This window comes from Kitasatospora sp. NBC_00374 (assembly GCF_041434935.1).
GTDB lineage: Bacteria > Actinomycetota > Actinomycetes > Streptomycetales > Streptomycetaceae > Kitasatospora.
On the sequence record NZ_CP107964.1, the window covers coordinates 6772265 to 6793520 of the forward strand.

Consider the following 21256-nt stretch of genomic DNA (forward strand, 5'->3'; position numbering starts at 1 on the left):
GGCGTCGTGCCGGCGCTACGGCGGGAACCGGGCCGCCACCGGCCGGGCCTGCGCGGGGTCCAGCAGGTGCGGCAGCGAGCGGTTGTGCCGCAGCAGCCAGGCGACGTAGGTGGGGTTGACCCGGGCCAGGTCGAGGTAGGCGGCGCGCAGGTCGCCGAACAGGGCGTCCAGAGCCGGTGCGCTGAGGGCCCGTGACCGCCAGGTGAGTAGCAGCCGGACGCCGAGCGGGTCGCCCTGGACCGGGCGGACGACCGTGCCCGGCCCGGCGACGGAGGTCGGCTGGCAGGGGCGGACGGCCTCGCCGGAGGCGACCAGTTCGGCGGCGGTGGCGTTGTCGCGGACCTGCAGCACCCGGGGGTCGAGGCCGGCCACGCTGAAGACGCGCCGCATCGCCGCGTACTCGTGGTCGGCGGTCGGGTCCACCATCCAGGTGTCGTCGGCGAGGTCGGTGAGCCGTACCACCGGCTGGGCGGCGGCCGGGTGACGGGCCGACAGGGCGACGAACTGCGGTTCGCGGGCCATCAGGACGCGGTGTCCGGCGTCGGACGGCACGCGCAGCGGGAAGCCCTCGCTCTCGTGGACGAAGGCGATGTCGAGCTGGTCGGTGGCGATCATGCGCAGCAGGGCGATGGCGGAGATGTCGACGTGGATCGTGGTGTCCGTGTCGGGGAGCCGGTCGTGGACCTTGCGCAGCCAGGCCGGTACGGCGCGGCTGCCGACGCTGCCGAGCCGCAGCCGGCGCTGTTCGGCGCCGGCGGCCTCCTCGCGGGCGGCGGCGACCAGGGTGGCCATCTCGGTGATGATCGGCCGGGCGCGGGAGAGCACCGAGTGGCCGAGGGCGGTGGGGTGGCTGCCGGTCTGGTGCCGGTGGAACAGCCGTCCGCCGATGGTCCGTTCGATGCGGTGCAGCTGGGTGGAGAGGGCGGGTTGGGTCATGCCGAGCTGCTGCGCCGCCTTGCGCACGCTGCCGGTGTCCGCGATGGCGCACAGCACGCGCAGGTGTCTCACGTCGAGCTCCACAGCCGGAGCATAACGAAGCGGACATTTCTTTGCCAGGGCCATGTCAGATATTGGAACGCACATGGCGAGTAGGGGCATTGCGGCGGGCTATCGCCGGTTGACATCCTCCGCAGGCTCCCCGGTCTGGCCGAAGCTCTGTGCATCACCAGTTCATCCGGTGTTCCACGGCACCCCCAACTGCCCTGGGACTCGCGAATGGAGTACCCCCACATGAAGCGTTCCGTTCTTTCGCTCACGGCTGCCGTCGGCCTGGCCCTGGCGGCCGGCATCGCCGCCGTGCCCGCGTCCGCGGCGACCGTCGACTCTGCTCCCCAGCAGGGCTACGTGGCGTCCTCGTACGCCGGTTCGTCCGAGGAGGCGGCGAACAACAAGGCGTTCTACGACGCCGTGATGAAGTCCGCGCTGGCCAAGCAGGCGGCCAACCCCTTCGTCAAGGTCGTCTACGTGACCTACGACGCCAGCAGCGCGCCCACGTTCCGCAACACGATCGCCAGCAGCGCGTCGATCTGGAACGGCTCCGTGCGCAACGTGCAGCTCCGCAGCGGCACCAACGCCGACTTCCGGTACTACGAGGGCAACGACTCGCGCGGCTCGTACGCGAGCACCGACGGCCACGGCCGGGGCTACGTCTTCCTCGACTACCGGCAGAACCAGCAGTACGCCTCGCTGCGCGTGGTCGCGCACGAGACCGGCCACGTGCTCGGCCTCCCGGACCACTACTCCGGTCCGTGCAGCGAGCTGATGTCCGGTGGCGGCCCCGGCACGTCCTGCACCAACGCCTACCCGAACTCCACCGAGAAGAACCGGGTCAACTCGCTCTGGGCGAACGGCCTGGCGGCCGTCGACGCGGCGCGCTGACCGCTCCTCGCCCGCTGAGGCCCGGCCCCGAATTGATCTGACGGGGCCGGGCCTTCGCACTACCATCCGGTCGTATGACAACCCATCACGCCATTCTTGAGGACGCACTCGGCCGGATCACCGCCGGTTATGTGTTCCCCGACCGTGCAGCCGAGGTCGACGCCGCGATCCGCCGCCGCCTCGCCGCCGGGGAGTACGAAGGCCTGGCCGGCGCCGACCTGTGTGCCGCGGTCACCGGCCACCTGCAGGAGGTCTGTCCCGACAAGCACCTGCGCCTGCTCTGGGACGACGAGCCGCAGCCGGTCGAGGGCGACACCGCGGAGCTCGACGAGGCCCGCTTCACCGAGATGTGCCGTGCGGAGAACTACGGCGTCCGCCGGGTCGAGCGCCTCGACGGCAACATCGGCTACCTCGACCTGCGGCTGGTCGCCACCCCCGCCGTCGCCGCCGAGATCTTCGCCGCAGCCATGCAACTCCTCACCCACACCGAGGCGTTCGTCCTCGACCTGCGCAACTGCCGGGGCGGCTCGCCGGAGGGCGTCGCGCTCTGGTGCAGCTACTTCTTCGCCGACGGCTCGGTGCACCTCAACGACATCTACGACCGCCGCAGCGGGCGCACCCAGCAGTTCTGGACCTCCACCCACCTGCCCGCCCCGCGCTACCTCGACCGTCCGGTGTACGTGCTGACCAGCGCCACCACCTTCTCGGGCGGCGAGGAGATCGCGTACAACCTCCAGGCCCAGCGCCGGGCCACCCTGGTGGGGGAGACCACCAAGGGCGGTGCCCACCCCACCGACTGGTACCCCGTCACCCCGCACATCTCCGTCACCGTGCCGACCTCCCGCTCGATCAACCCGGTGACCGGCACCAACTGGGAGGGCGTCGGAGTCGTCCCGGAGATCGCCGTCCCCGCCGACACCGCCCTCGACGCGGCGCTCGCCCACCTCGCCCGGGCCCGCTAGGCCGGCTCCCGGCTCCCGGCACCCGGCACCCGGTACGCGTACCCGGCACCGGGTACGTGCGGCACCCCGCCGTCGTCAGCCCCGACGACGCCGCGCCGGCGGTTCGGAGCCCGGGCCGTGACCCTGGGCGGCGGCCCACGGCGAGGCGCCGCCCGGCCCGGTGCGCAGGCCGCCGCCCGGTGTGGCCGAGGCGGCGGCCTGGGCCTCCTCGATCCAGGACTCGGCCAGTTCGAGCCCGGCCGGGACCGGCCGGGTGGCCGGACCCGCTGGCGCGCTCTCGCGCGCGACCGGCAGGCTGCCGTAGCGCTCCATCCGCTGCCAGCGCAGGCGTGATCCCGCGACGGCGGTGAACACCGACTGGACCACCACCAGGTACATCAGCTGCCGGTAGACGAACTGCTGCAGCGGCAGGCTCCAGAGCGGACCGGTCCGTTCCCCGTCCAGCCGGAACGCGTAGACGCCCATGAGCACCTGGAGCAGAAGGAACGCACTCCACAGGCCGAGGATGCGGACTGGGTCCAGGAAGACCAGGCCGTAGACCGCGAAGACGTCCACGACCGGGGCCAGCAGCGGGAGCAGGACCTGGAAGGTCAGCAGGTAGAGCAGTCCGCGCCGGCCGAGCTTCCCGGCCTGCCCCCGCTGCACCAGGGCGCCGCGGTGCTTCCACATGGCCTGCAGGGTGCCGTAGCACCAGCGGTAGCGCTGCTTCCACAGCGCGCCGAGCGAGGCCGGGGCCTCCGTCCAGGCCTTCGCCCGCTCCTCGTAGACGACGCGCCAGCCGTCCCGGCACAGCGCCATGGTCAGGTCGGTGTCCTCGGCCAGGGTGGTGTCGCTGACGCCGCCGACCCGCAGCAGCGCGCCGCGGCGGAAGGCGCCGACCGCGCCCGGGACGGTGGGCATGCACTCGGCGAGGTCGAACAGACGGCGGTCGAGGTTGAAGCCGACCACGTACTCGATGTGCTGCCACCGCCCGAGCAGACCGCCGCGGTTGACCACCTTGGCGTTGCCGGAGACCGCGCCGACCCTGCGGTTGGCGAACGGCTGGACGATCATGCGGACCGCATCGGTCTCGAACACCGTGTCACCGTCGACCATCACCAGCAGCTCGTGGGAGGCCGCCGCGATACCGGTGTTGAGGGCGGCGGGCTTGCCCGCGTTCTGCTGCCGGATCACCCGGACGCCCGGCAGCCGCAGCGCCTCGACGATGTCGGCGGTCCCGTCGGTGGATCCGTCGTCCACCACGATGATCTCGACCGGGTGGTCGGAGGCCAGCAGCGAGCGCACCGCCGCCTCGATACCCGCACTCTCGTTGTAGGCGGGGACGATGACGCTGACCGGTTCGGTCACCGGCGCGCCCCACGGCCGGCGGCGCATGCGGACGTGCCGGCGGGCGGCGACCAGCACCGCGACGGCCCGCAGCACGCTCACGGCGCCGGCCGCCCACAGCAGCCAGGACAGCACGGCGAGGACCTCGTCACTGGCGCGCAGCGCCGTGACGAGGGCGAGGCCCTGCCAGTGGTCCGCGGCCGCGGACGGCCTGACCGGGTCGGGGAGCCGCACGGCGGCACTGACCGTGGTGAAGCTGAAGCCCGCGGCCTTGAGCCGGGGGATCAGCTGCTCCAGGGCGGCGACCGTCTGCGCGCGGTCACCGCCGGCGTCGTGCATCAGCACGATCTGGCCGTCGGTGTTCTGCGGGGTGGCGTTCGCGACGATGCTGTCGACGCCGGGCCGGCGCCAGTCCTCGCTGTCCAGGGTGGTGAGGACGGTGAGGTAGCCCTCCTGTCCGGCCTGGACGACGGCGTCCCAGTCACGGTCGGTGAGGGCGTCGCTGGTCGAGGAGTACGGCGGTCGCAGCAGCGAGGTGGTGACACCGGCCGCGCCCGCCAGGGCGAGCTGGCTCTCCCGCAGCTCCAGGGAGCGTCGCCAGGCGGCCGCCGCGCCGAGGTCGGTGTGGGTGAAGGTGTGGACGCCGATCTGGTGGCCCTCCGCGACGATCCGCCGAGCCAGCTCGGGGTGCTCGGAGACCTGCGTGCCCACGGTGAAGAAGGTGGCGTGCACGTCGTTGGCGCGAAGGACGTCGAGGATTTTCGGGGTCCAGACCGGGTCCGGCCCGTCGTCGAAGGTCAGCGCGACCGTCCTGGGCGAGGGCCCGGCGGTCCGGCCGGCGGCGCCCTCGATCACCGGACCGCCGGACGTGACCTGCGACGGCACCGTGAGCGCCGGGCCCCCGGCCGTCCGGGCGCCGTCGGCGGTGCCGTCGAACATGTGCCGGGTGTAGCCCTGGAGCAGCAGCGCGGCGGACAGGGTCAGGACGAGGGTGGTGAGCAGCAGCCAGTGCGTGCGCAACGGGACGGTGCGCGCCGAGCTGTGGCGACCTGGCGCGCGGCGGCGGTTCTTCGACAACGGAGGTGCTTCCTGCCTGCTGCGGTGGGGACGACGGGTCACGGGTGCGTGCTGGGCTTGCCGGTCTTCCCCGGGGCGGACGAGGAGCGTCCGTGGCCGCCCGGATCGGCCGAGGGCGACGGTTCGGCGCTCGTCGTGGCGGACGCGGACGGCACGGGTGAGGCGTCGGAGGTTCCCCCGCGGCTCGCCGTCGCCCTGACGGAGGCGCCGCCGCCGTTCGCCGCAGGGGCGGGGGTCCGCGGCGGCGCCGGTGTGCCGGACACCTCGGCGGTGGGGCCGGCCGACTGCGGCGCGGCGGGCGGGGCCGGTACGGGGTGGGGCGCCTGCGCGGCGGGCAGCAGGGGCGAGTGCACGGTCGGTCCGCCGAGCAGCGTGCTCACCAGCAGCACGACGTACCCGGCGGCGGGTATGACCAGCAGACGGCCCAGTCGGCGGACCAGCCGCTGGCGCCGGCCGGAGGAGTCCACGAACACCGGGCTCGGCGGCCGGTGGGCGGCGAAGGCCGCGGCCGGGCGGTCCGGCGCCGCGGTCGGGTGCCCGGGTCCCTGGTGGTTCTGCATCGCTGGGCGGCCTCTCCGGAAACCGGCGCGCTGCCGGACGCTCGAGGAGCCGGCCGGCCGGTGGGCACAGGGGAGCCCACCGGCCGTCCGGCGTCCTGGGACTGCTCGTCCCGTGTCGTTCAGCGTCGTGGCCGCCGTCCGTGTCACACCTGTGTGGCGTATTCCTGCGGACGGTGCCCCGGGGACCGGCTCAGTAGGTGTAGCGCCCGCCCTGCGGGACGACCTTCATGCAGCTCTTGTCGTTGTTCGCGCTGTCGGCCTCGACGGAGGACGGGAGCGCGGTCGGGGCGGGCTCCGGGGCGGCCGCGGACCCGGTGAAGGTGGTCCCCGCGGTCCAGTCCGCGCCGATCACCAGTGCCAGTGTCCGACTGCTCCCGGACTCCTTCAGCGCACTGTCGGGCAGGTGGAGCGCGGCGGCCAGCACCTGGGCGTCGGCGAGCCGGCCGCTGCCGTAGGTGAGCTGGGTGGTCGCACGGCTGCCGCCGCCCGGGGCGGTGGCCGCCTTGGTGAAGCCGGCCTCGACCAGGGCGTTCTTGACGGAGGCGGCCCGGTCGGGGGTCTTGGTGCCGTTCTGGACGGTGACCGCCACGGTGTCCCTGGCCGGTCCCTGCGGCGCCTCGGCGGCCGGGGCCGCCGGGCTCGGGGCGGCGGGGGCGGCGGTCGCGGCGGCGTCCGGCTTGCCCTGGCCGTCCAGCGGGGTGTCGCTGAGCAGCATCTTCCAGATCCGGGAGGTGTCGGGCTGTGTCAGGATCAGCCGGTTGTGGTCCCTCGGGTCCTCCAGCACGGGCACGGTCAGGGTGCTGGTGCGCTCCGGCGGCACGGCCTTGAGGTCGTCACCGAGGTCGTAGAGCTTCTTGATGTCGGCGAGCGGTTTGTCGACGCTGAGCGACTTGGTGGCGGCCTCGGCCAGGCCCATCAGCTTTCCGGGGTCGGTGAGCGACCCGCTGCTCTTGAGCTGGCGCATGAGCGCACCGAGGTACATGTGCTGGGCCTGGGCGCGGCCGAGGTCCGAGCCCCAGGCGTCCCGGACCCGCAGCCACTGCAGCGCCTCCTCGCCCTTGACGATCGACGTCCCGGCGGGCCGCTTGAGGCCGGTGCCGCCGATGCCCGGGATCTGGCGGTCGTACATGTTCATGTTGACGCAGACCGGGACACCGCCGACGGCGTCCGCCATCCGCACCACGCCGGCGAAGTCGACCATCATGTAGTGGTCGATGTTCAGGCCGGTCAGGGAGATCCAGGTGCCGACCACGCAGCCCGGGCCGCCGCGCAGGAGCGCCTCGTTGATCTGGACGTGCTTCTCGGCGGGGTAGGTCTTCTTCCCGTCCTCGCTGCGGCAGGACGGCATGTCGACCATGGTGTCCCGGGGGATGCTGATCATCGAGGCGTTGCTGCGGTCGGCGGAGATGTGCAGCAGCATCTGGACGTCGGCCAGGCCCGCCCGGTCGGCCTCCTCGGCGCCGCCGCCGAGGGCGACGTTGGCCGCCGAGCCGCGGCTGTCGGTGCCGATCATCAGGATGTTCAGCGGGGTCTGCCCGGCCGCGTTCGGCGCGGTCCTGGCGCCCTGCGCGTCACTGAGGTTGTTGGTGCCGGCGTGGAAGTTGCCGTTCAGGTGCTGGTAGTAGAGGTACGCGCTCCCGCAACCCGCGAGCACGGTCAGGGCCACCGTGATCCCCAGCGGTTTGAGCCAGCGCCGCGCGCCGCTCTTCTGCTTGCGGCGGCTGCTGCGCCCGGCCTGCTGCTGTGCGCCCTGCTGCCGTGCGGCCTTCCGTCCGCCCGGTACGGGCTGCGGGCCCGTTTCGGACTGCTCGTCGGATATCGGCTCAGCGTTGCGGATCATGGTAGGCGTTCCCCCTCTCGCGCTCGACACGTTTCGGTCGAACGTTCGGGAACCTACCCGGTGCCGTCTGCGGGAGACGAATTTGAGTGATCATCACACCTGTGGTTGGTGTCACACTCCGTGCGGGGTGCGGCCGCCGGTCAGCGGTGCGGCCGCGCCAGCCAGGCCACCGCGCCCGCCACGTCCGGGGCCGTCGGCACGCCCGCCGGGGGCTCGGGGCGGCGGACGACCACCACGGGCAGGCCCAGTTCGCGGGCGGCGGTGAGCTTCGGAGCGGTGGCCGCGCCGCCGCTGTCCTTGGTGACCAGGACGTCGATCCGGTGCTCGCGCAGTACGGCGCGCTCGCCCGCCAGCGTGAACGGCCCCCGGTCCAGCAGGACTTCGAGGTCCGCCGGCAGCGGCGGGGCCGGCGCGTCCACCGAACGGGCCAGGAAGAACAGCCCGTTGAGGTGCGCGAAGCAGCCGAGCCCCTGGCGGCCGGTGGTCAGGAAGACCCGCCGGCCGAGCGCGGGCAGCACGTCCGCCGCCTCGGCGAGCGAGCCGACCGGGTGCCAGTCGTCCCCGGCCCGCGGTGCCCAGCCGGGGCGCCGCAGCGCCAGCAGCGGGACACCGGCCGCGGCGGCGGCCTCGACCGCGTTGCGGCTGATCCCGGCCGCGAACGGGTGGGTGGCGTCCACCAGCGCGTCCACCCGGTGCTCCCGCAGCCAGGCGGCCAGCCCGGCCGGGCCGCCGAAACCGCCGATCCGGACCTCCCCGGCGGGCAGCCGGGGCTCCGCCACCCGGCCCGCGAGCGAACTGGTCACCCGCGGTCCGGCATCCGCCGACGCCCCGGCCGACGCATCTGCGGCCAGCTCGGCGGCCAGCTGCCGGGCCTCGGTGGTGCCGCCCAGGATCAGCACATGGCGGGCCACCGGGGTCAGGCGCACGGCTCGTGCGGGCGCTCCCGCTCCGTCGAGTACAGGTGGCTGTCGCGGAACTGCTCGGCGCCCAGGGTCCGGCCGACCAGGATGACGGCGGTACGCAGCACCCCCGACTCCCTGACCTGACCGGCGATGTCGCCGAGGGTGCCGCGCAGCACCAGCTCGTCCGGGCGGCTGGCCATCGCCACCACGGCGGCGGGGCAGTCGGCGCCGTAGTGCGGCAGCAGCTCCTCGACCACGCTGTCCACGTACCGGGTCGCCAGGTGCAGCACCAGCAGCGCCCCGCTGCGGCCCAGGGTCGCCAGGTCCTCGCCCTCCGGCATCGGGGTGGCCTGCCGGGCGACCCGGGTGAGGATCACGGTCTGGCCCACCGTCGGCACGGTCAGCTCCCGCTTCAGCGCGGCCGCGGCGGCGGCGAACGCGGGCACGCCCGGCACCACCTCGTACGGGATGCCGGCCGCGTCCAGGCGCCGCATCTGCTCGGCGACGGCACTGAACACCGACGGGTCGCCGGAGTGCAGCCGGGCCACGTCCAGGCCCTCGGCGTGGGCCGCGGTGATCTCCCCGACGATCTGGTCGAGGTTCAGGTTGGCGGTGTCGACCAGCCGGGCGTCCGGCGGGCACTCGGCCAGCAGCTCGCGCGGCACCAGGCTGCCCGCGTACAGGCACACCCCGCAGGCCGCCAGGGTGCGCTGGCCGCGCACGGTGATCAGGTCGGCGGCGCCGGGGCCGGCCCCGATGAAGTAGACGGTCACTGCTGCTCTCCCTGTTGCGTTCCCTTGACCACCGACCACTGGGTGACCGGCATCGCCTGCCGCCAGCCGGTGAACCCGCCGACCGGCACGGCGTGCGCCACCGCGAGCCGTAGCAGCTCGCCGCCGTGCCGCCGGTACCACTCGGTCAGCAGCGCCTCGGACTCCAGCGTCACCGTGTTGGCGACCAGTCGGCCGCCCGCGGGCAGCGCGGCCCAGCAGGCGTCGAGCAGACCGGGCGCGGTCAGCCCGCCGCCGACGAACACCGCGTCCGGGGTGGGCAGTCCGGTCAGCGCGGCGGGCGCCGGCCCGGTCACCACCCGGAGCCGGGGTACCCCGAGCGCGGCGGCGTTGCGGGTGATCCGCGCGGCCCGCACCGGGTCGCGCTCCACACTGACGGCCCGGCAGCTGCGGTGGGCGCGCAGCCACTCGATCCCGATCGACCCCGAGCCGCCGCCGACGTCCCACAGCAGTTCGCCGGGGGCGGGGGCGAGGGTGGCCAGGGTGGCGGCGCGCACGTGCCGCTTGGTCAGCTGCCCGTCGCTCTCGAACGCGGCGTCGGGCAGCCCGGGCACCAGCTGGGCCCGGAGCGTGCCGGGCTCCGCCGCGCACTCCACCGCGATCACGTTGAGCGGGTCGCCGGGCGGGTGCGGCCAGCCGTCGGCGGTGCCCTCCAGCAGCCGTTCGGCCGGAGTGCCGAGCTGTTCCAGCACCCGCAGCCGGCTCGGACCGTAGCCGCGCCCGGTCAGCAGCGCGGCCACCTGCCCGGGGGTGTGCGCGCCGGCGCTCAGCACCAGCACGCCGCGGCCCGGGAAGAGCGCGGCGGTGAGCGAGTCCAGCGGGCGGCCGACCAGGCTGACCACCTCGGTCTCCTCGACCGGGCGGCCCAGCCGGGCGCAGGCGTACGAGACCGAGGAGGGGTGCGGCAGCACCCGCAGCGCCTGCGGCCCGGCGATCTCGGCCAGCGTGCGGCCGATGCCGAAGAACATCGGGTCGCCGCTGGCCAGCACCGCGAGCCGGCGGCCGCGGTGGGCGGCCAGCAGGCCGGGGACGGCCGGGCGCAGCGGCGAGGGCCAGGCGAGGCGCTCGGCCGTCACCTCGGCGGGCAGCAGATCGAGCTGGCGCGGGCCGCCGAGCACCACCCCGGCGTCGTGCAGCGCCTGTCGGCCGGCCGGCGCCAGGCCGGTCCAGCCGTCGGCCCCGATCCCGACCACGGTGATCGCCGGTTCGGGCGCAGGGACGGTGGTCAACGGGACTCCTCGCAGGTGGGCGGGCGGCAGCGGCAGCCTACCGGGCCGCGGGGGCACCCCGGCCGTGAGCTCGGCCACCCGGGGCGAACGGTGTTCCGTTGGTGCTTCGTTGGTGGCCGATCGCAGACTTCACCCCGGGCCCGACGCGGGCCGACGGGCGAACGGACGAGGGACGGGTGCGGTGGCGGCGACACGTGGGACCGGTGGCATCGGTGGGACCGGCGGCGGGCCTGAGCGCACGGCGGCGCCGGCCGCGGTGCGGCGGGACTCGATCTGGACCTGAGCGCAGGGCCGGGGGACGGCCGGGGGACGGCCGAGGGGACGTGGGCGGCGTCCGCGCAGGGGACGGGGGTCTCGGCGCGGGTGCGCTCCGGCTCCAGGCTTTGGGCCGCGGCTCAGCCCGCGCCTCGGCCGGCGCTAGGGCCCGCGCTCGGGTCCGGCGCCCGGCCCAGCGCGGCCGCGGCGGCGTCCACCACCTCGCCGGCGGTGAACACCTGTGCCCCGCTCAGGTCGGCCGCCGCGGCCCGGGCCAGGTCGAACGCCTGCTCGGCGGCCTCGGTCTGCCCGGCCGCGGCGAGGGCGATCGCCAGGTGGGCCTGGCCGACGACTCCGGTGAACACGTTGCCGACGGCCGCGGCGAGTTCGAGGGCGGATCTGAGCAGGGGCACGGCCTGCGCGGGGTTGCCCATCCGGACGTGGGCCACGCCGACCGAGACCATCGTCTCGGCGTCGGCGGAGATGTCACCGAACTCCCTGCTGAGCTCCAGCGACCGCTCCAGGCACCGCAGGGCCTCGGCGTGGTTGCCGAGTTCCAGCTCGGCGCGGCCGAGGTTGTTCAGGACGGTCGTCTCGTGCTTGCGCAGCTCCGGCGGCCCGGCGAAGCGCAGCGCCCGCAGGAAGAACTCCCGTGCCTCCGTGTGCCGCTTCTGGATCTGCAGGACGATGCCGAGGGTGTTGGTGGTGGCCATCTGTCCGGCGATCTCGCCGTTGGCCTCCCGGATCGCGAGCGAGGCCTCCATGTGCTCCTGCGCCTGCGCCCAGTGCCCGAGCTGCATGTACGCGGCGCCCCGGCAGGTGAGCATGGTCGACTCGCCGGCCGGGTCGCCGGCGCTGCGGGCGCTGACCAGCCCGACCTCGGTCGTGGTCAGCCAGTCCTGCCACAGACTCCGGTGGTTGAAGTACGACCAGCCGTGCCCGGGGATCCGCCAGGCGACCGGGTGGAACCCGTACGTCGCGGCCGCCTCGGTGGCGCGCACCAGGTTGACCCGCTCGGTGTCGCACCAGCGCAGCGCGTCCGTGAGACCGGTGAAGCCGTGCGGCCGGTACCCGGGGTCGTCCGGCAGGCGCTCCGGCCGGCCGCGGCCGGGGAAGAGGGCGGCGTCGGCCTCGACCAGGCTGTCGAGGTACCAGCGGACGATCCGGCCGACGGCCTCCCGGCGGACGTCCGCGCTCTCCTCGGCCTCGGCCCGCTCGGCGGCGAAGTCCCGGAGCAGGTCGTGCAGTCGGTAGCGGTCCGGGCCGGTGCTGTCGAGCAGGCAGGCGTCCACCAGGTGTTCCAGCACCTGTTCGGTGCGGTCGAGCGGGTGGTCCAGCAGTGCGGCGGCGGCCCGCAGGCCGATGTCCGTGCCGGGCGCCAGCCCGAGCAGCCGGAAGGCGCGGGCGGGGGCGAGGCCGTCCGGGTTGTCGGGGGGCGGGAGTTGGGCGTAGCTCATCAGGAAGCTGGCGCGTACGGCGAGGTCCTCGACCCGCAGTTCGTCCAGCCGGCGGGTGTGGTCGGCGAGCCGGTCGGCGAGGGTCGTCACCTGCCAGGAGGGGCGCCCGGCCAGGCGGGCGGCGGCGATCCGCAGGGCCAGCGGGAGGCCCGCGCAGTGGCGCACCACCTCGGCGGTGGCCGCCGGCTCGGCGGCCGCCCGCTCGGGCCCGGCGATGGTGACGAAGAGCTCGTGCGCGTCCTGGTCGCCGAGGGTGGTCAGGTCGAGGTGGACGGCGCCCGCCAGGCCCGGGAGCCTGCGCCGTGCGGTCACCAGGGCGGCGCAGCCCGCCGAGCCCGGCAGCAGCGGACGGACCTGGGCGGCGTCCCGGGCGTTGTCCAGGACGACCAGGATCCGGCGGTCGGCGAGCAGGCTGCGGTAGCGGGCGGCGCGGGCGTCCTCGGTCACCGGGATGGCGTGCTCGGGCGTGCCCAGGTCGCGCAGGAAGCCGGCCAGTACCTCGCCGGGGTCGGCGGGCGCGTGGTGGACGCCGCGCAGGTCGACGTAGAGCTGCCCGTCCGGGAAGCCGTCGGCGACCCGGTGCGCGGTGCGGACGGCCAGGGTGGTCTTGCCGATGCCGCCGGGGCCGCTGACGGCCACCACCCGCAGCGCACCCGGCCCGGGGGCGCTGCCGGGGGACAACAGTGCGGCCAGCCGCTCCAGTTGGTCCCTCCGGCCGGTGAAGTCGGCGACGTCCCGGGGGAGTTGGGCCGGTGTGCCGGGGCCGGGACCGGCGGCCGGATCCTCCTCGGGCGGGGCGAGGATCTCCCGGTGGGCGGCCCGGGCGTCGGCGCCGGGCTCGACGCCCAGCTCCGCCACCAGCCGCCTGCGCAGCCGCTGGAACACCGCGAGCGCCTCGGCCTGGCGCCCGGATCGGTGCAGCGCCAGCATCAGCTGCCGGTGGAAGCCCTCCCGCAGCGGGTGTTCGGCGACCAGCGCGGTCAGCTCGCCGACCAGGGCGCTGTGCCCGCCGTCGCGCAGATCGGCCTCCAGCCGCCACTCCAGGACCTGGAGCCGCGACTGCCGCCACTGCTCCAGCTCCGGTTCCAGCCGGGCCGCCGCGGGTTCGGCCAGCGCGACGCCGGTCAGCGGATCGCCGCGCCACAGGGCGAGGGCGGCGCGGGCGCGGCTGCCGACGGTCGCCCAGTCGCCCCGGCGGCGGGCGGCGTCCGCCGCGCCGACCAGGCCGGCGAAGACCAGCGCGTCCACCTCCTGCTCCCCGGCCTCGATCCGGTAGCCGGGCGGGTCCGCGCGCAGCCGGGCCGCGCCCTCCTCGCCGAGGGCGCGGCGCAGCCGGGTCACATGGTTGTGGACGGAGGCGGTCGCGCTCGCGGGCGGGTGCTCGCCCCAGAGCGCGGACTTCACGGCGTCCAGTGACACCGCGCGGTTGGCCCGGAGCAGCAGCACCGCCAGCAGCGCGCGGTTCTTCGGTGCGCCGAGCGCGAGTTCGCGCCCGGCCGCATCGTGCACCGTCAGAGCTCCGAGCAGGCCGAACCGCATCCGTGCCCCCGTTTCCGAGGCGGCCGGTGTCCGCCTGCCGCCGATCGAGTCCGGCGACATGCTAGAGCGTGTGCGCGGGTGCCCGGGGCCGGTGGTCGCCTGTCGGTCAGGCCTGCCAGTGCGGCTTGCCGCTGACCATGCGGCAGGTGAGCATCCGTCCGCTGGCGTCGTGGGTGCTGCGTCCGAGGTCGGCGTTGCGGCAGAACTGTCCGGCCTGGTAGCAGTTGCCCGCGTTGGAGACGATCTCGCAGCCGCCGGCCGGGGCGGGGTCGCCGGTGCGGGGCGGTTCGGCGGTCTGGGTGGTGACCTTCGGCGTCGGGGCCTTGGTGGTGGGCCGGGCGGCCGGCGTGGTGACCGCGGCCGGCGGGGTGACCTCGGCGGCGGTCGGCGACGGCGTCGGGGTGGGGCTCGCCGAGGGCGAGGGCGAGGGCGAAGGCGACGGCGACGGCGAGGGGGAGGCCGAGGGGGAGGGCGCGGCGCTGGAGGAGACGGCGGCGGCCGGGGTGCCGCCGGTGTCGCCGGGGGCCGGGTCGCAGCCGGTCAGGGCGAAGGCGGCGGCCAGGACGAGGCCCGAGAGGGCGGCGAGACGTCGGTGGCCCGCGCGGATGGGTGAGGGCATGGGTGTGGAAGGCTCCGTTCCGGCAGGGGTGGGCAGGCCGGTGAGTCAACCAGAGCCGTGCCGCCGTGTTCACGCTTCCGGCACGGAACTCCCATACGTTGGCAAACCGATACCGTTCCGTCACGGTCGGTAGGGGAGCTGCGGGACGTCGTAGCAGGCGCTCGCCAGGTCGGGGACCTGGGTCACCCAGCCGCCCCGGCCGCCGAAGGCGCCGTCCTGCCAGCGGGCGGCGTTCAGGCAGGCGAGGGTCGGGCCGGTGGGCCGGGGCTGCGGGGTGAAGTCGGTGGGGACCAGCAGCCCGTGCGCGTCGTACGGTTCGGTGCGGTTCATGAACCGCTCGACGCAGGCCCGGGTGAGTGCGGTGCCGCAGGAGTCCATCGCGTCGGTCAGCCAGCGGGCCGCCGCCCAGCCCTCCAGCTCCCACGCGGAGAGCTGGTCCTCGCGCTCCGGGTAGTAGCGGGCCATCCCCGCGCGGAACTCGGCCACCGAGGGGTGTCCGGTGTCCTCGTAGTTGCGGGACTCGGACGTCGCCCACAGGTTGTTGCGGCAGTTCGGGGAGTCCCGGTAGTCGGTGCGCACCGCCTCGGACCAGTTCTGCACGTTGGTGACCTTGGCGGACAGCCGGACCCCCGCCGCGTCCAGCGCCTGGCACAGCGCGGCGTTGCCCCGGCTGTCCATGGCGTCGAAGAGCAGCTCGGTGCCGTCGGCCTTCAGGGCGGCGGCCACCGTCTGGAAGCCCGGCAGCGCGAGGTCCACGCTCAGGCTCAGCACCCGGTACCCCTCGGCCCGCAGCCCCTCCTCCAACTGCCGGGCGTAGCGGGCGGAGTCGGCCTGGTTGTACGAGACCACCGCGGCGCTGCGGGCCCCCAGCCGCTCCTTGAAGAAGCGGTAGATCTCGGTGCTCTGGTACAGCACGCCGTCCCAGCCGACCGTACGGCCGTCCCGCGGCGAGGCCGAGCCGTAGATGCTGAACAGGTGCGGCCAGCGGTCGTACGCCGTGCCGATCGGCTGGCCGCCAACGTCGGGGACCTGGTGCGCGTCGACGTACGGGGCGCCCGCGTAGTCCAGGACGCTCCCCGCGACCAGCGCGAACACCTTCTCCTGGTCGACCAGCCGGTGGACGCAGTCCCGGTTGCCGAGGCCGCTGCCGCCGTCGTCGCAGGTCAGCAGCCGCACCGTACGCCCGTGCAGACCGCCCCGGTCGGCGAGGGCGCGGAAGAAGGCGAGGGCGCCGAAGTGCGGGCCGGCGAAGGTCTCGCCGCCGACCGGGCTGGTCAGGGAGGTGATGATGCCGACCCGGATCTCCTGCGCCGTCACCCCGGTGTCGGTGGCGAGGTCCGGCGCGCTCCCCCCGGAGCCGAACGCACTCTCCGGCAGCCGGCTGCCGCAGGCCGCCGTCAGCAACAGCAGCAGCGCGAGGGCGGCGGCGGCCGGGCGCCGCCCGACCACCGCCGCCCGACCGGTACGGCTCAGCTGCACCCGGGCACCGGGGAGGTGTTCCCGGAGAGGCTGACCAGGCCGCACAGGGTGGAGGTGGACACCTTCCAGGTGCCGTTCTCCAGGACGGCCTGGCCGGTGGCGTCCGGCTGGACGACCGCGCCGTCCAGGGACAGCGAGTACGTCACCGTGGCCGTGGTCGGCGAGGTGAACTCCACCTTGCTCACCGTCGCCTTCACCTGGCCGACCCGGGGGTCGGCGGCGAAGCCCTGGAGCACCGGGACGAGCTGCTCGCCGTTCTGCAGCAGCGTGGCCTTGTCGGCGAGCGCCGTCGCCGGGTCGAAGAACTTCTCCCAGGTGGCCGTCACCTGGGTGGTGGCCCCGGCCACGTCGGCGGGCGCGCTGCCCGAGGCGGACGGCGACACCTCGACGGACACGGAGGCGGAGCCGGACGCCGAGATCGAGACGGACACCTCCGGGCTGCCGCTGGAGCCGCCGCTCGAACTGCTGCTGCTGCAGCCCGCCGCGAGCAGGACGGCCAGCGCGGCGCCGGTCAGCCGGACGGCCGCACCCGTCCGTGGCGTCCGGGCGTTCGGCCCGCCGCCGTCCGGGTGGGGCCGCGGGCCGGTGGCGACGGCGGGCCGGTGGTCCGTGTGCCTGGTGCGCATTGCTCTCTCACCGCGTTCTTCCCGACCTGACGGCCCGTCCACCCCGCCGGCCCCGGTCGCTCGGTTGGCTGCCCGGCCGATCGGTCCGGACTGCGGCGTGATGTGCCGCACGGGACACTATGAGGGACGATCCGTGGACAACTCGCAATATGACGGTCAGAAACCGCAAATCGGATATCCAGTGCCGCCGGGGAAAGGTCCCATGACGCGCTTGCACCTGCGGACCGCCGCCCGGACGCTGCGCGACCGCCCCGGCTGGCCGCTCCTCGTCGCCGGACTCCTGCTCTGCCTGCTCGGCTGGTACGGCGTGTCCGGTGAGAACCTCACCGCCCGTCAGCTGCCCTACCTTGCCTCCGGCACCGCCCCCGGTACCGCGCTCCTCGCGGCCGGCGCGGTCCTGCTCGGCGGCCGCCGAGCCGAGCCGCCGCCCGGCGGCCCGACCGACCACCGGGTGGACCAGCTCTACGCCCTGCTCACCGCCGAGGCCGCCGAGGCCGCGACACCGGCCGACGGCCCACCGCTCGCCGTCCCGCAGGGCACGCTCTACCACCGCCCCGGCTGCCCGCTCGTGGCAGGCAAACCGCAGGCCGCCCCGGTCGACCCGGCCACCGTGCACGAGCGCGCCCTCACCCCCTGCCCGGTCTGCGACCCCGGGCCGCCGGCGACGGACGGCTGACCCGGTGGCCGACGCCCTCGGACTCAGCCTCGACCTCCTGCTCGCCGGACTCTCCGTCGGCAGCGCCGCCGCGCTCAGCGGCGTCGGACTGATCGTCACCTACCGGGCCACCGGCGTGCTCAACCTCGCCCAGGGCGCCCAGGCGATGCTCATCGCCTACCTGCTGCGGGAACTCGTCGTGGTCCGGCACTGGCCGCTCGCCCTCGCCGCCGTCTGCTGCCTGCTGGTGGCCGCGCCCGCCCTCGGCGTGCTGCTGGAACTGGCCGTCTTCCGCCCCCTGCAACGGCGCGGCGCCGGCCCCGCCGAGACCCTGGTCGCCGCCGTCGGCGTGTTCGTCCTGCTGATCGGCGCCGCCGTGCTGATCTGGGGCACCACCCCGTTCGGCGACGCGCCGGCCCTCGCCCCCGCCACCGTGCTCGCCCGCCCCGGCGGACACCCGCTGCGCCTGGACACCCTGGCCCAACTCGCCGGCGTCCTGCTGCTCACCGGCACCGTCGCCCTCGTCACCCGGCACACCGGCCTCGGCGTCCGGCTGCGCGCCGTGGTCGACAACCGGCGCCTGGCAGGCCTCGCCGGCATCGACGCCGACCGGGTCTCGGCCGGCGGCTGGGCCTTCGGCTCCTTCACCGCCGGGCTGGTCGGGGTCCTGCTCGCCCCGTACCTGCTGCTCGACCCGTACGGGCTGCCGCTGCTCGTCCTGGAGACCATGGCCGTGGCCGTCGCCGCCCGGCTGCGCAGCCTGCCCGTCGCGGTCGCCACCGGTCTCGTCCTCGGCGTCATGCAGAGCGAGTTCACCCGCTGGCGCCCGCCCGGCCAGCTCCTCCCGCTGGCCCAGGCGATGCAGGCCAACCTGTTCGTGGTGGCGCTGCTGGTCGCCGCCCTGCTGCCGTGGCGCGGCGCCCTCGGCGCCGACCGCGGCATTCCCGTCCCGCACCGCGGCAGCGCGCCCGCGGGCGCGAAGGCCGCCTGTCTGCTCCTGCTGCTGCTGCCGCTCTGGTTCCGCGCCGACGACCTGCGGCACGCCCTCGCGGTGCCCGCGCTCGCCCTGGTGCTGCTCTCCACCGTCGTGGTCACCGGCTACGGCGGCCAGGTCTCGCTCGGCCAGGCCGGGTACGCGGGCATCGGCGGCCTCGGCACCGCCCTGCTGCTCTCCGGCCGGGTGCCCGGCCTGCCGGCCCTGCCCGCGGTGCCCGCGCTGCTGCTCGCGGTGGCCGCCGCCGTCCCGTTCGGCCTGCTCACCGGCTGGCCCGCGATCCGCCGGCGCGGCCTGGCGCTCGCCCTGACCACCCTCGCCGTCGGCACCGCGCTCAGCCGCCTGGTGTTCGAGCAGCCGTACGCCACCAGCGGCCTGGACCTCGCCGGCGGGGCCGTGCTGCCCGGCGGCGACCGGACCCTGTACGTGCTGGAGCTGGCGCTGCTCGGCGCCGCCCTGCTGCTCGTCCGCAACCTGCACCGGGGGCGGCTCGGCCGTGCCCTGACGGCGCTCGGCGACCACCAGGCGGCCGCCGCCGCCGCCGGGGTCGACGTACCCAGGCTCAAGCTGCTGCTCTTCATGGCCGGCGCCGGCGTCGCGGCCCTCGGCGGCGCCCTGACCACCCTGGCCGGCCAGTCCTTCGACCCGAACGCCTACGACCCCGTCCGCGGGCTGCTGTGGTTCGCCGCCGCCGTGGTCGCCGGGGTGGACAGCGCGGCCGGCGCGGTCGCCGCGGCCGCCGCGCTCACCGCACTGGACACCCTGGCCGGCGTCGGCGTCTCCGCCGTGGTGGTCGGCGCCGGGGCGGTCGCGATCGGCCGCCTGCCCGGCGGCCTGGCCGGCCTCGCCCGCGCGCGCCGCGCCGCGCCCCCGCGGGCCCTCACCCCGCTCGGCCGGCGGATCCGCGCCCGCCTGCCGGACGGCGGCCCCCGATGACCGCCGGCCTGACGGCCTCCGGCCTGGTACGGCGGTTCGGCGGCGCGACCGCCGTCGACGGGGTCGGCCTCGACGTGCCGCCCGGCCGGATCACCGCCGTCGTCGGACCCAACGGCGCCGGCAAGAGCACCCTCTTCGACTGCCTCGGCGGCGCCACCCGGGCCGACGAGGGACGGGTCCTGCTCGACGGCCGCGACATCACCCGCCTGCCCGACCACGCCCGGGCCCGGCTCGGCCTCGCCCGCACCTTCCAACAGCCCGCCGTCTTCCCCGGCCTGACGGTCGCCGAGAACGTCCGGGTCGGCGCCGAGCAGCGCGCCGGCGGCAGCGTCCGCGGACTGCTCGGCCTCCCCGCGCCCGGCCGGACCGCCGCCCGCACCGCCACCCGGCGGGCCCTTCGCCTGCTCGGCCTCGACGCCGTCGCCGACCGGCCCGCCGCCGACCTCCCCGCCGGCGTGCTGCGCCTGCTCGAACTCGCCCGGGCCCTGGCCGCCGACCCCCGCGTCCTGCTGCTCGACGAACCGACCGCCGGGCTGGACACCGACCAGACCGGCCACCTCGCCCTCGTCCTGCGCGCCCTCGCGGCCGACGGCCTGGCCGTCCTGCTGGTCGAGCACGACGCCGAACTGGTCGCCGAACTCGCCGACACCGTCTATGTGCTGGCCGCCGGCCGGGTCGTCCTCGCGGGCCCGCCCCGGACGGTGCTCGCCGACCCGCGGGTCACCGGCCTGTGGGGCACGGCGTGAGCGCCGCGGCCGAGCTGCGCGGCGTGCGGGTCCGGTACGGCCTGCTGGAGGCACTGCACGGGATCGACCTGGCCTGCCCGGCCGGGCGGGTCACCGTGCTGCTCGGCCGCAACGGCTCGGGCCGGAGCACCGTGCTGCACACCCTGGCCGGCTCGGTCCGCCCGGCGGCCGGCCGGGTGTTCTGCCAGGGCCGGGACGTCACCGGCCTGGACCCCCACCGCAGGGCGCGGCTGGGCACCGCCCTGGTCCCCTCCGAACAGGCCGTCTTCGAGTCCCTCACGGTCGCCGAACAGCTCTCCCTCGGCGGCCCCGGGCCCGCCGACGCGGGCTTCCCCGAGCTGGCCCCCCTGCTCCACCGGCGCGCCGGCGACCTGTCCGGCGGCCAACGGCAACTGGTCGCCCTCGGCCGGGCCCTGCTCACCCGCCCCCGCCTCCTGCTGCTGGACGAACCCGGCCGCGGCCTGGCCCCGGCCGTCCTCCGCCGCCTGCACGGCACCCTGCTCGACCTCGCCGCCGAGGGCCGGACGGTGGTCCTCGCCGAACAGACCCTGCCCCGCGCCCTCGACCGCCCGGGGACCGTGCTCCACCTGCTGCGCCGCGGCCGGGTCGCCTTCAGCGGCGAGCCCGCCGAACTGCGCCCCGGGGCCGCCGACCAGGCGTGATCCCACGGCTGAGTACGGTGAACGGCTGGAAAGGGGGTGCGCCATGACCTTGGAACAGGACCGCCCGCCGGGCCCGGGCGAGCCGACACCCGTCCCGGGCGGCCAGATCGGCTGTGCGGCCGGGCTCGCGCGCGGGCTCGGCAGGCTCGTGGGGGAGACGGCCGTCGAGCTGGTGGGCGGCGCGGTGCTCGGCGTCCTCGCCACGGCCTCCCTGGCGGCCGTCCTCGTCGGTGTGCAGCTCGCGTACCGGCACAGCCCCCCGGCCACCCTGACCGCCGCCGGGCTCACCCTGCCGGGCCTGCTCTACGGCGGCCGCCAACTCCTGCGCCCGGAGCGGCCGAGGACCCGCCGCAGCCGGATCGCGGCGGGAGTGACCGGCGGGCTCGGCCTCTGGCTGGTGATCTGCGTCGCCTACGCCTCGGTCTGACCGCCCGCCCAGGCCGTTGCTGCCGATCAGGGCGAGCGCACCCCGGTACGGTGGGGACATCCGGATCCATCGGCCATCTCGCCAACCGGGGGCGCCGCAGTGAGCACGATCGGCATCGAGGCCGACGACGAGGTCCTGGCCGAGGTGATGCGGAGGATGGGAACGGCCTCGACGAGCGACGCGGTCAACCTCGCCCTCGCCGACTACGTGCAGTGGCGGAGCCGGACGGCGGTACCGCAGACGCCGCCACGGGGCGCCGCCCGTGACGGTTCGGGTGACCCGACGCTCCACTGACA

At 75.5% G+C, this 21256-nt stretch carries 19 protein-coding genes; 8 read left to right on the forward strand and 11 right to left on the reverse strand.

Features of this window, described 5'->3' with window-relative positions; translation table 11 throughout:
• Nucleotides 1-15 precede the first annotated feature (15 nt).
• A complete protein-coding gene (locus OG871_RS30160; protein ID WP_371501146.1) occupies nucleotides 16-1020 on the reverse strand; it encodes a LysR family transcriptional regulator in 1005 nt (334 codons plus the stop codon).
• A 210-nt stretch (nucleotides 1021-1230) separates the two neighbouring features.
• Here OG871_RS30160 and snpA point away from each other — a divergent pair, with 210 nt between their 5' ends.
• Together snpA and OG871_RS30170 are read left to right on the forward strand one after the other, a co-directional pair.
• Entirely contained in the window at nucleotides 1231-1878 is a 648-nt protein-coding gene (gene snpA / locus OG871_RS30165; protein ID WP_371501147.1) for a snapalysin, read from the forward strand.
• A gap of 74 nt (nucleotides 1879-1952) precedes the next feature.
• Nucleotides 1953-2840 carry a S41 family peptidase gene (locus tag OG871_RS30170; RefSeq protein ID WP_371501148.1) on the forward strand — a complete coding sequence of 296 codons (888 nt, stop codon included), beginning with the start codon at nucleotides 1953-1955 and terminating at the stop codon, nucleotides 2838-2840.
• 75 nt (nucleotides 2841-2915) lie between these two features.
• Here the strand turns inward: OG871_RS30170 and OG871_RS30175 are convergent, their stop codons facing one another.
• The 10 genes from OG871_RS30175 to OG871_RS30220 all read right to left on the reverse strand — a co-directional run bounded on the left by OG871_RS30175 (nucleotide 2916) and on the right by OG871_RS30220 (nucleotide 16540).
• The gene (locus OG871_RS30175) at nucleotides 2916-5243 is read right to left on the reverse strand and encodes a bifunctional polysaccharide deacetylase/glycosyltransferase family 2 protein (RefSeq protein ID WP_371501149.1); all 2328 of its coding nucleotides are present in this window, start codon (nucleotides 5241-5243) and stop codon (nucleotides 2916-2918) included.
• Nucleotides 5244-5281: 38 nt separating this feature from the next.
• The gene (locus OG871_RS30180; protein ID WP_371501150.1) at nucleotides 5282-5803 is read right to left on the reverse strand and encodes a hypothetical protein; all 522 of its coding nucleotides are present in this window, start codon (nucleotides 5801-5803) and stop codon (nucleotides 5282-5284) included.
• A gap of 190 nt (nucleotides 5804-5993) precedes the next feature.
• Nucleotides 5994-7643: an LCP family protein gene (locus OG871_RS30185; protein WP_371501151.1), complete on the reverse strand. Its 1650-nt coding sequence runs from the start codon at nucleotides 7641-7643 to the stop codon at nucleotides 5994-5996.
• Between the two features lie 140 nt (nucleotides 7644-7783).
• On the reverse strand, nucleotides 7784-8569 hold the full coding sequence (locus OG871_RS30190) for a cobalt-precorrin-6A reductase (protein ID WP_371501152.1): 786 nt from the start codon (nucleotides 8567-8569) through the stop codon (nucleotides 7784-7786).
• Nucleotides 8560-9318, reverse strand: coding sequence for a precorrin-4 C(11)-methyltransferase (gene cobM / locus OG871_RS30195; protein WP_371501153.1), 759 nt, complete (start codon nucleotides 9316-9318; stop codon nucleotides 8560-8562). The genes OG871_RS30190 and cobM overlap by 10 nt, the downstream gene beginning before the upstream one ends.
• Nucleotides 9315-10565 carry a precorrin-6y C5,15-methyltransferase (decarboxylating) subunit CbiE gene (cbiE, locus tag OG871_RS30200; RefSeq protein ID WP_371501154.1) on the reverse strand — a complete coding sequence of 417 codons (1251 nt, stop codon included), beginning with the start codon at nucleotides 10563-10565 and terminating at the stop codon, nucleotides 9315-9317. Before cbiE ends, cobM begins: the two co-directional genes overlap by 4 nt.
• Nucleotides 10566-10960: 395 nt before the next feature.
• Nucleotides 10961-13876 (reverse strand): BTAD domain-containing putative transcriptional regulator, encoded by a 2916-nt coding sequence (locus tag OG871_RS30205; RefSeq protein ID WP_371501155.1) that lies wholly within the window; start codon nucleotides 13874-13876, stop codon nucleotides 10961-10963.
• A gap of 46 nt (nucleotides 13877-13922) precedes the next feature.
• Nucleotides 13923-14435 (reverse strand): hypothetical protein, encoded by a 513-nt coding sequence (locus tag OG871_RS30210; protein ID WP_371501156.1) that lies wholly within the window; start codon nucleotides 14433-14435, stop codon nucleotides 13923-13925.
• Nucleotides 14436-14555: 120 nt separating this feature from the next.
• Nucleotides 14556-15908 (reverse strand): ABC transporter substrate-binding protein, encoded by a 1353-nt coding sequence (locus tag OG871_RS30215; protein ID WP_371503470.1) that lies wholly within the window; start codon nucleotides 15906-15908, stop codon nucleotides 14556-14558.
• Nucleotides 15905-16540, reverse strand: coding sequence for a hypothetical protein (locus OG871_RS30220; RefSeq protein WP_371501157.1), 636 nt, complete (start codon nucleotides 16538-16540; stop codon nucleotides 15905-15907). The genes OG871_RS30215 and OG871_RS30220 overlap by 4 nt, the downstream gene beginning before the upstream one ends.
• A gap of 202 nt (nucleotides 16541-16742) precedes the next feature.
• Here OG871_RS30220 and OG871_RS30225 point away from each other — a divergent pair, with 202 nt between their 5' ends.
• From OG871_RS30225 to OG871_RS30250, 6 genes are all read left to right on the forward strand, one after another.
• A complete protein-coding gene (locus tag OG871_RS30225) occupies nucleotides 16743-17216 on the forward strand; it encodes a hypothetical protein (RefSeq protein WP_371501158.1) in 474 nt (157 codons plus the stop codon).
• A gap of 4 nt (nucleotides 17217-17220) precedes the next feature.
• The gene (locus OG871_RS30230; protein ID WP_371501159.1) at nucleotides 17221-19125 is read left to right on the forward strand and encodes an ABC transporter permease; all 1905 of its coding nucleotides are present in this window, start codon (nucleotides 17221-17223) and stop codon (nucleotides 19123-19125) included.
• Entirely contained in the window at nucleotides 19122-19871 is a 750-nt protein-coding gene (locus OG871_RS30235; RefSeq protein WP_371501160.1) for an ABC transporter ATP-binding protein, read from the forward strand. Before OG871_RS30230 ends, OG871_RS30235 begins: the two co-directional genes overlap by 4 nt.
• Nucleotides 19868-20533 (forward strand): ATP-binding cassette domain-containing protein, encoded by a 666-nt coding sequence (locus tag OG871_RS30240; RefSeq protein WP_371501161.1) that lies wholly within the window; start codon nucleotides 19868-19870, stop codon nucleotides 20531-20533. The genes OG871_RS30235 and OG871_RS30240 overlap by 4 nt, the downstream gene beginning before the upstream one ends.
• A gap of 43 nt (nucleotides 20534-20576) precedes the next feature.
• Nucleotides 20577-20960, forward strand: coding sequence for a hypothetical protein (locus OG871_RS30245; protein ID WP_371501162.1), 384 nt, complete (start codon nucleotides 20577-20579; stop codon nucleotides 20958-20960).
• Nucleotides 20961-21059: 99 nt separating this feature from the next.
• Nucleotides 21060-21254 carry a type II toxin-antitoxin system VapB family antitoxin gene (locus OG871_RS30250; protein ID WP_371501163.1) on the forward strand — a complete coding sequence of 65 codons (195 nt, stop codon included), beginning with the start codon at nucleotides 21060-21062 and terminating at the stop codon, nucleotides 21252-21254.
• Nucleotides 21255-21256 lie beyond the last annotated feature (2 nt).

What these genes read in the sequence shown, in the direction of transcription:
- snpA (WP_371501147.1), top strand. Translation starts at nt 1,231, where the DNA reads ATGAAGCGTTCCGTTCTTTCGCTCACGGCTGCCGTCGGCCTGGCCCTG.
- OG871_RS30170 (WP_371501148.1), top strand. Translation starts at nt 1,953, where the DNA reads ATGACAACCCATCACGCCATTCTTGAGGACGCACTCGGCCGGATCACC.
- OG871_RS30180 (WP_371501150.1), bottom strand. Translation starts at nt 5,803, where the DNA reads ATGCAGAACCACCAGGGACCCGGGCACCCGACCGCGGCGCCGGACCGC.
- OG871_RS30185 (WP_371501151.1), bottom strand. Translation starts at nt 7,643, where the DNA reads ATGATCCGCAACGCTGAGCCGATATCCGACGAGCAGTCCGAAACGGGC.
- OG871_RS30205 (WP_371501155.1), bottom strand. Translation starts at nt 13,876, where the DNA reads ATGTCGCCGGACTCGATCGGCGGCAGGCGGACACCGGCCGCCTCGGAA.
- OG871_RS30210 (WP_371501156.1), bottom strand. Translation starts at nt 14,435, where the DNA reads ATGCCCTCACCCATCCGCGCGGGCCACCGACGTCTCGCCGCCCTCTCG.
- OG871_RS30220 (WP_371501157.1), bottom strand. Translation starts at nt 16,540, where the DNA reads ATGCGCACCAGGCACACGGACCACCGGCCCGCCGTCGCCACCGGCCCG.
- OG871_RS30225 (WP_371501158.1), top strand. Translation starts at nt 16,743, where the DNA reads ATGACGCGCTTGCACCTGCGGACCGCCGCCCGGACGCTGCGCGACCGC.
- OG871_RS30235 (WP_371501160.1), top strand. Translation starts at nt 19,122, where the DNA reads ATGACCGCCGGCCTGACGGCCTCCGGCCTGGTACGGCGGTTCGGCGGC.
- OG871_RS30245 (WP_371501162.1), top strand. Translation starts at nt 20,577, where the DNA reads ATGACCTTGGAACAGGACCGCCCGCCGGGCCCGGGCGAGCCGACACCC.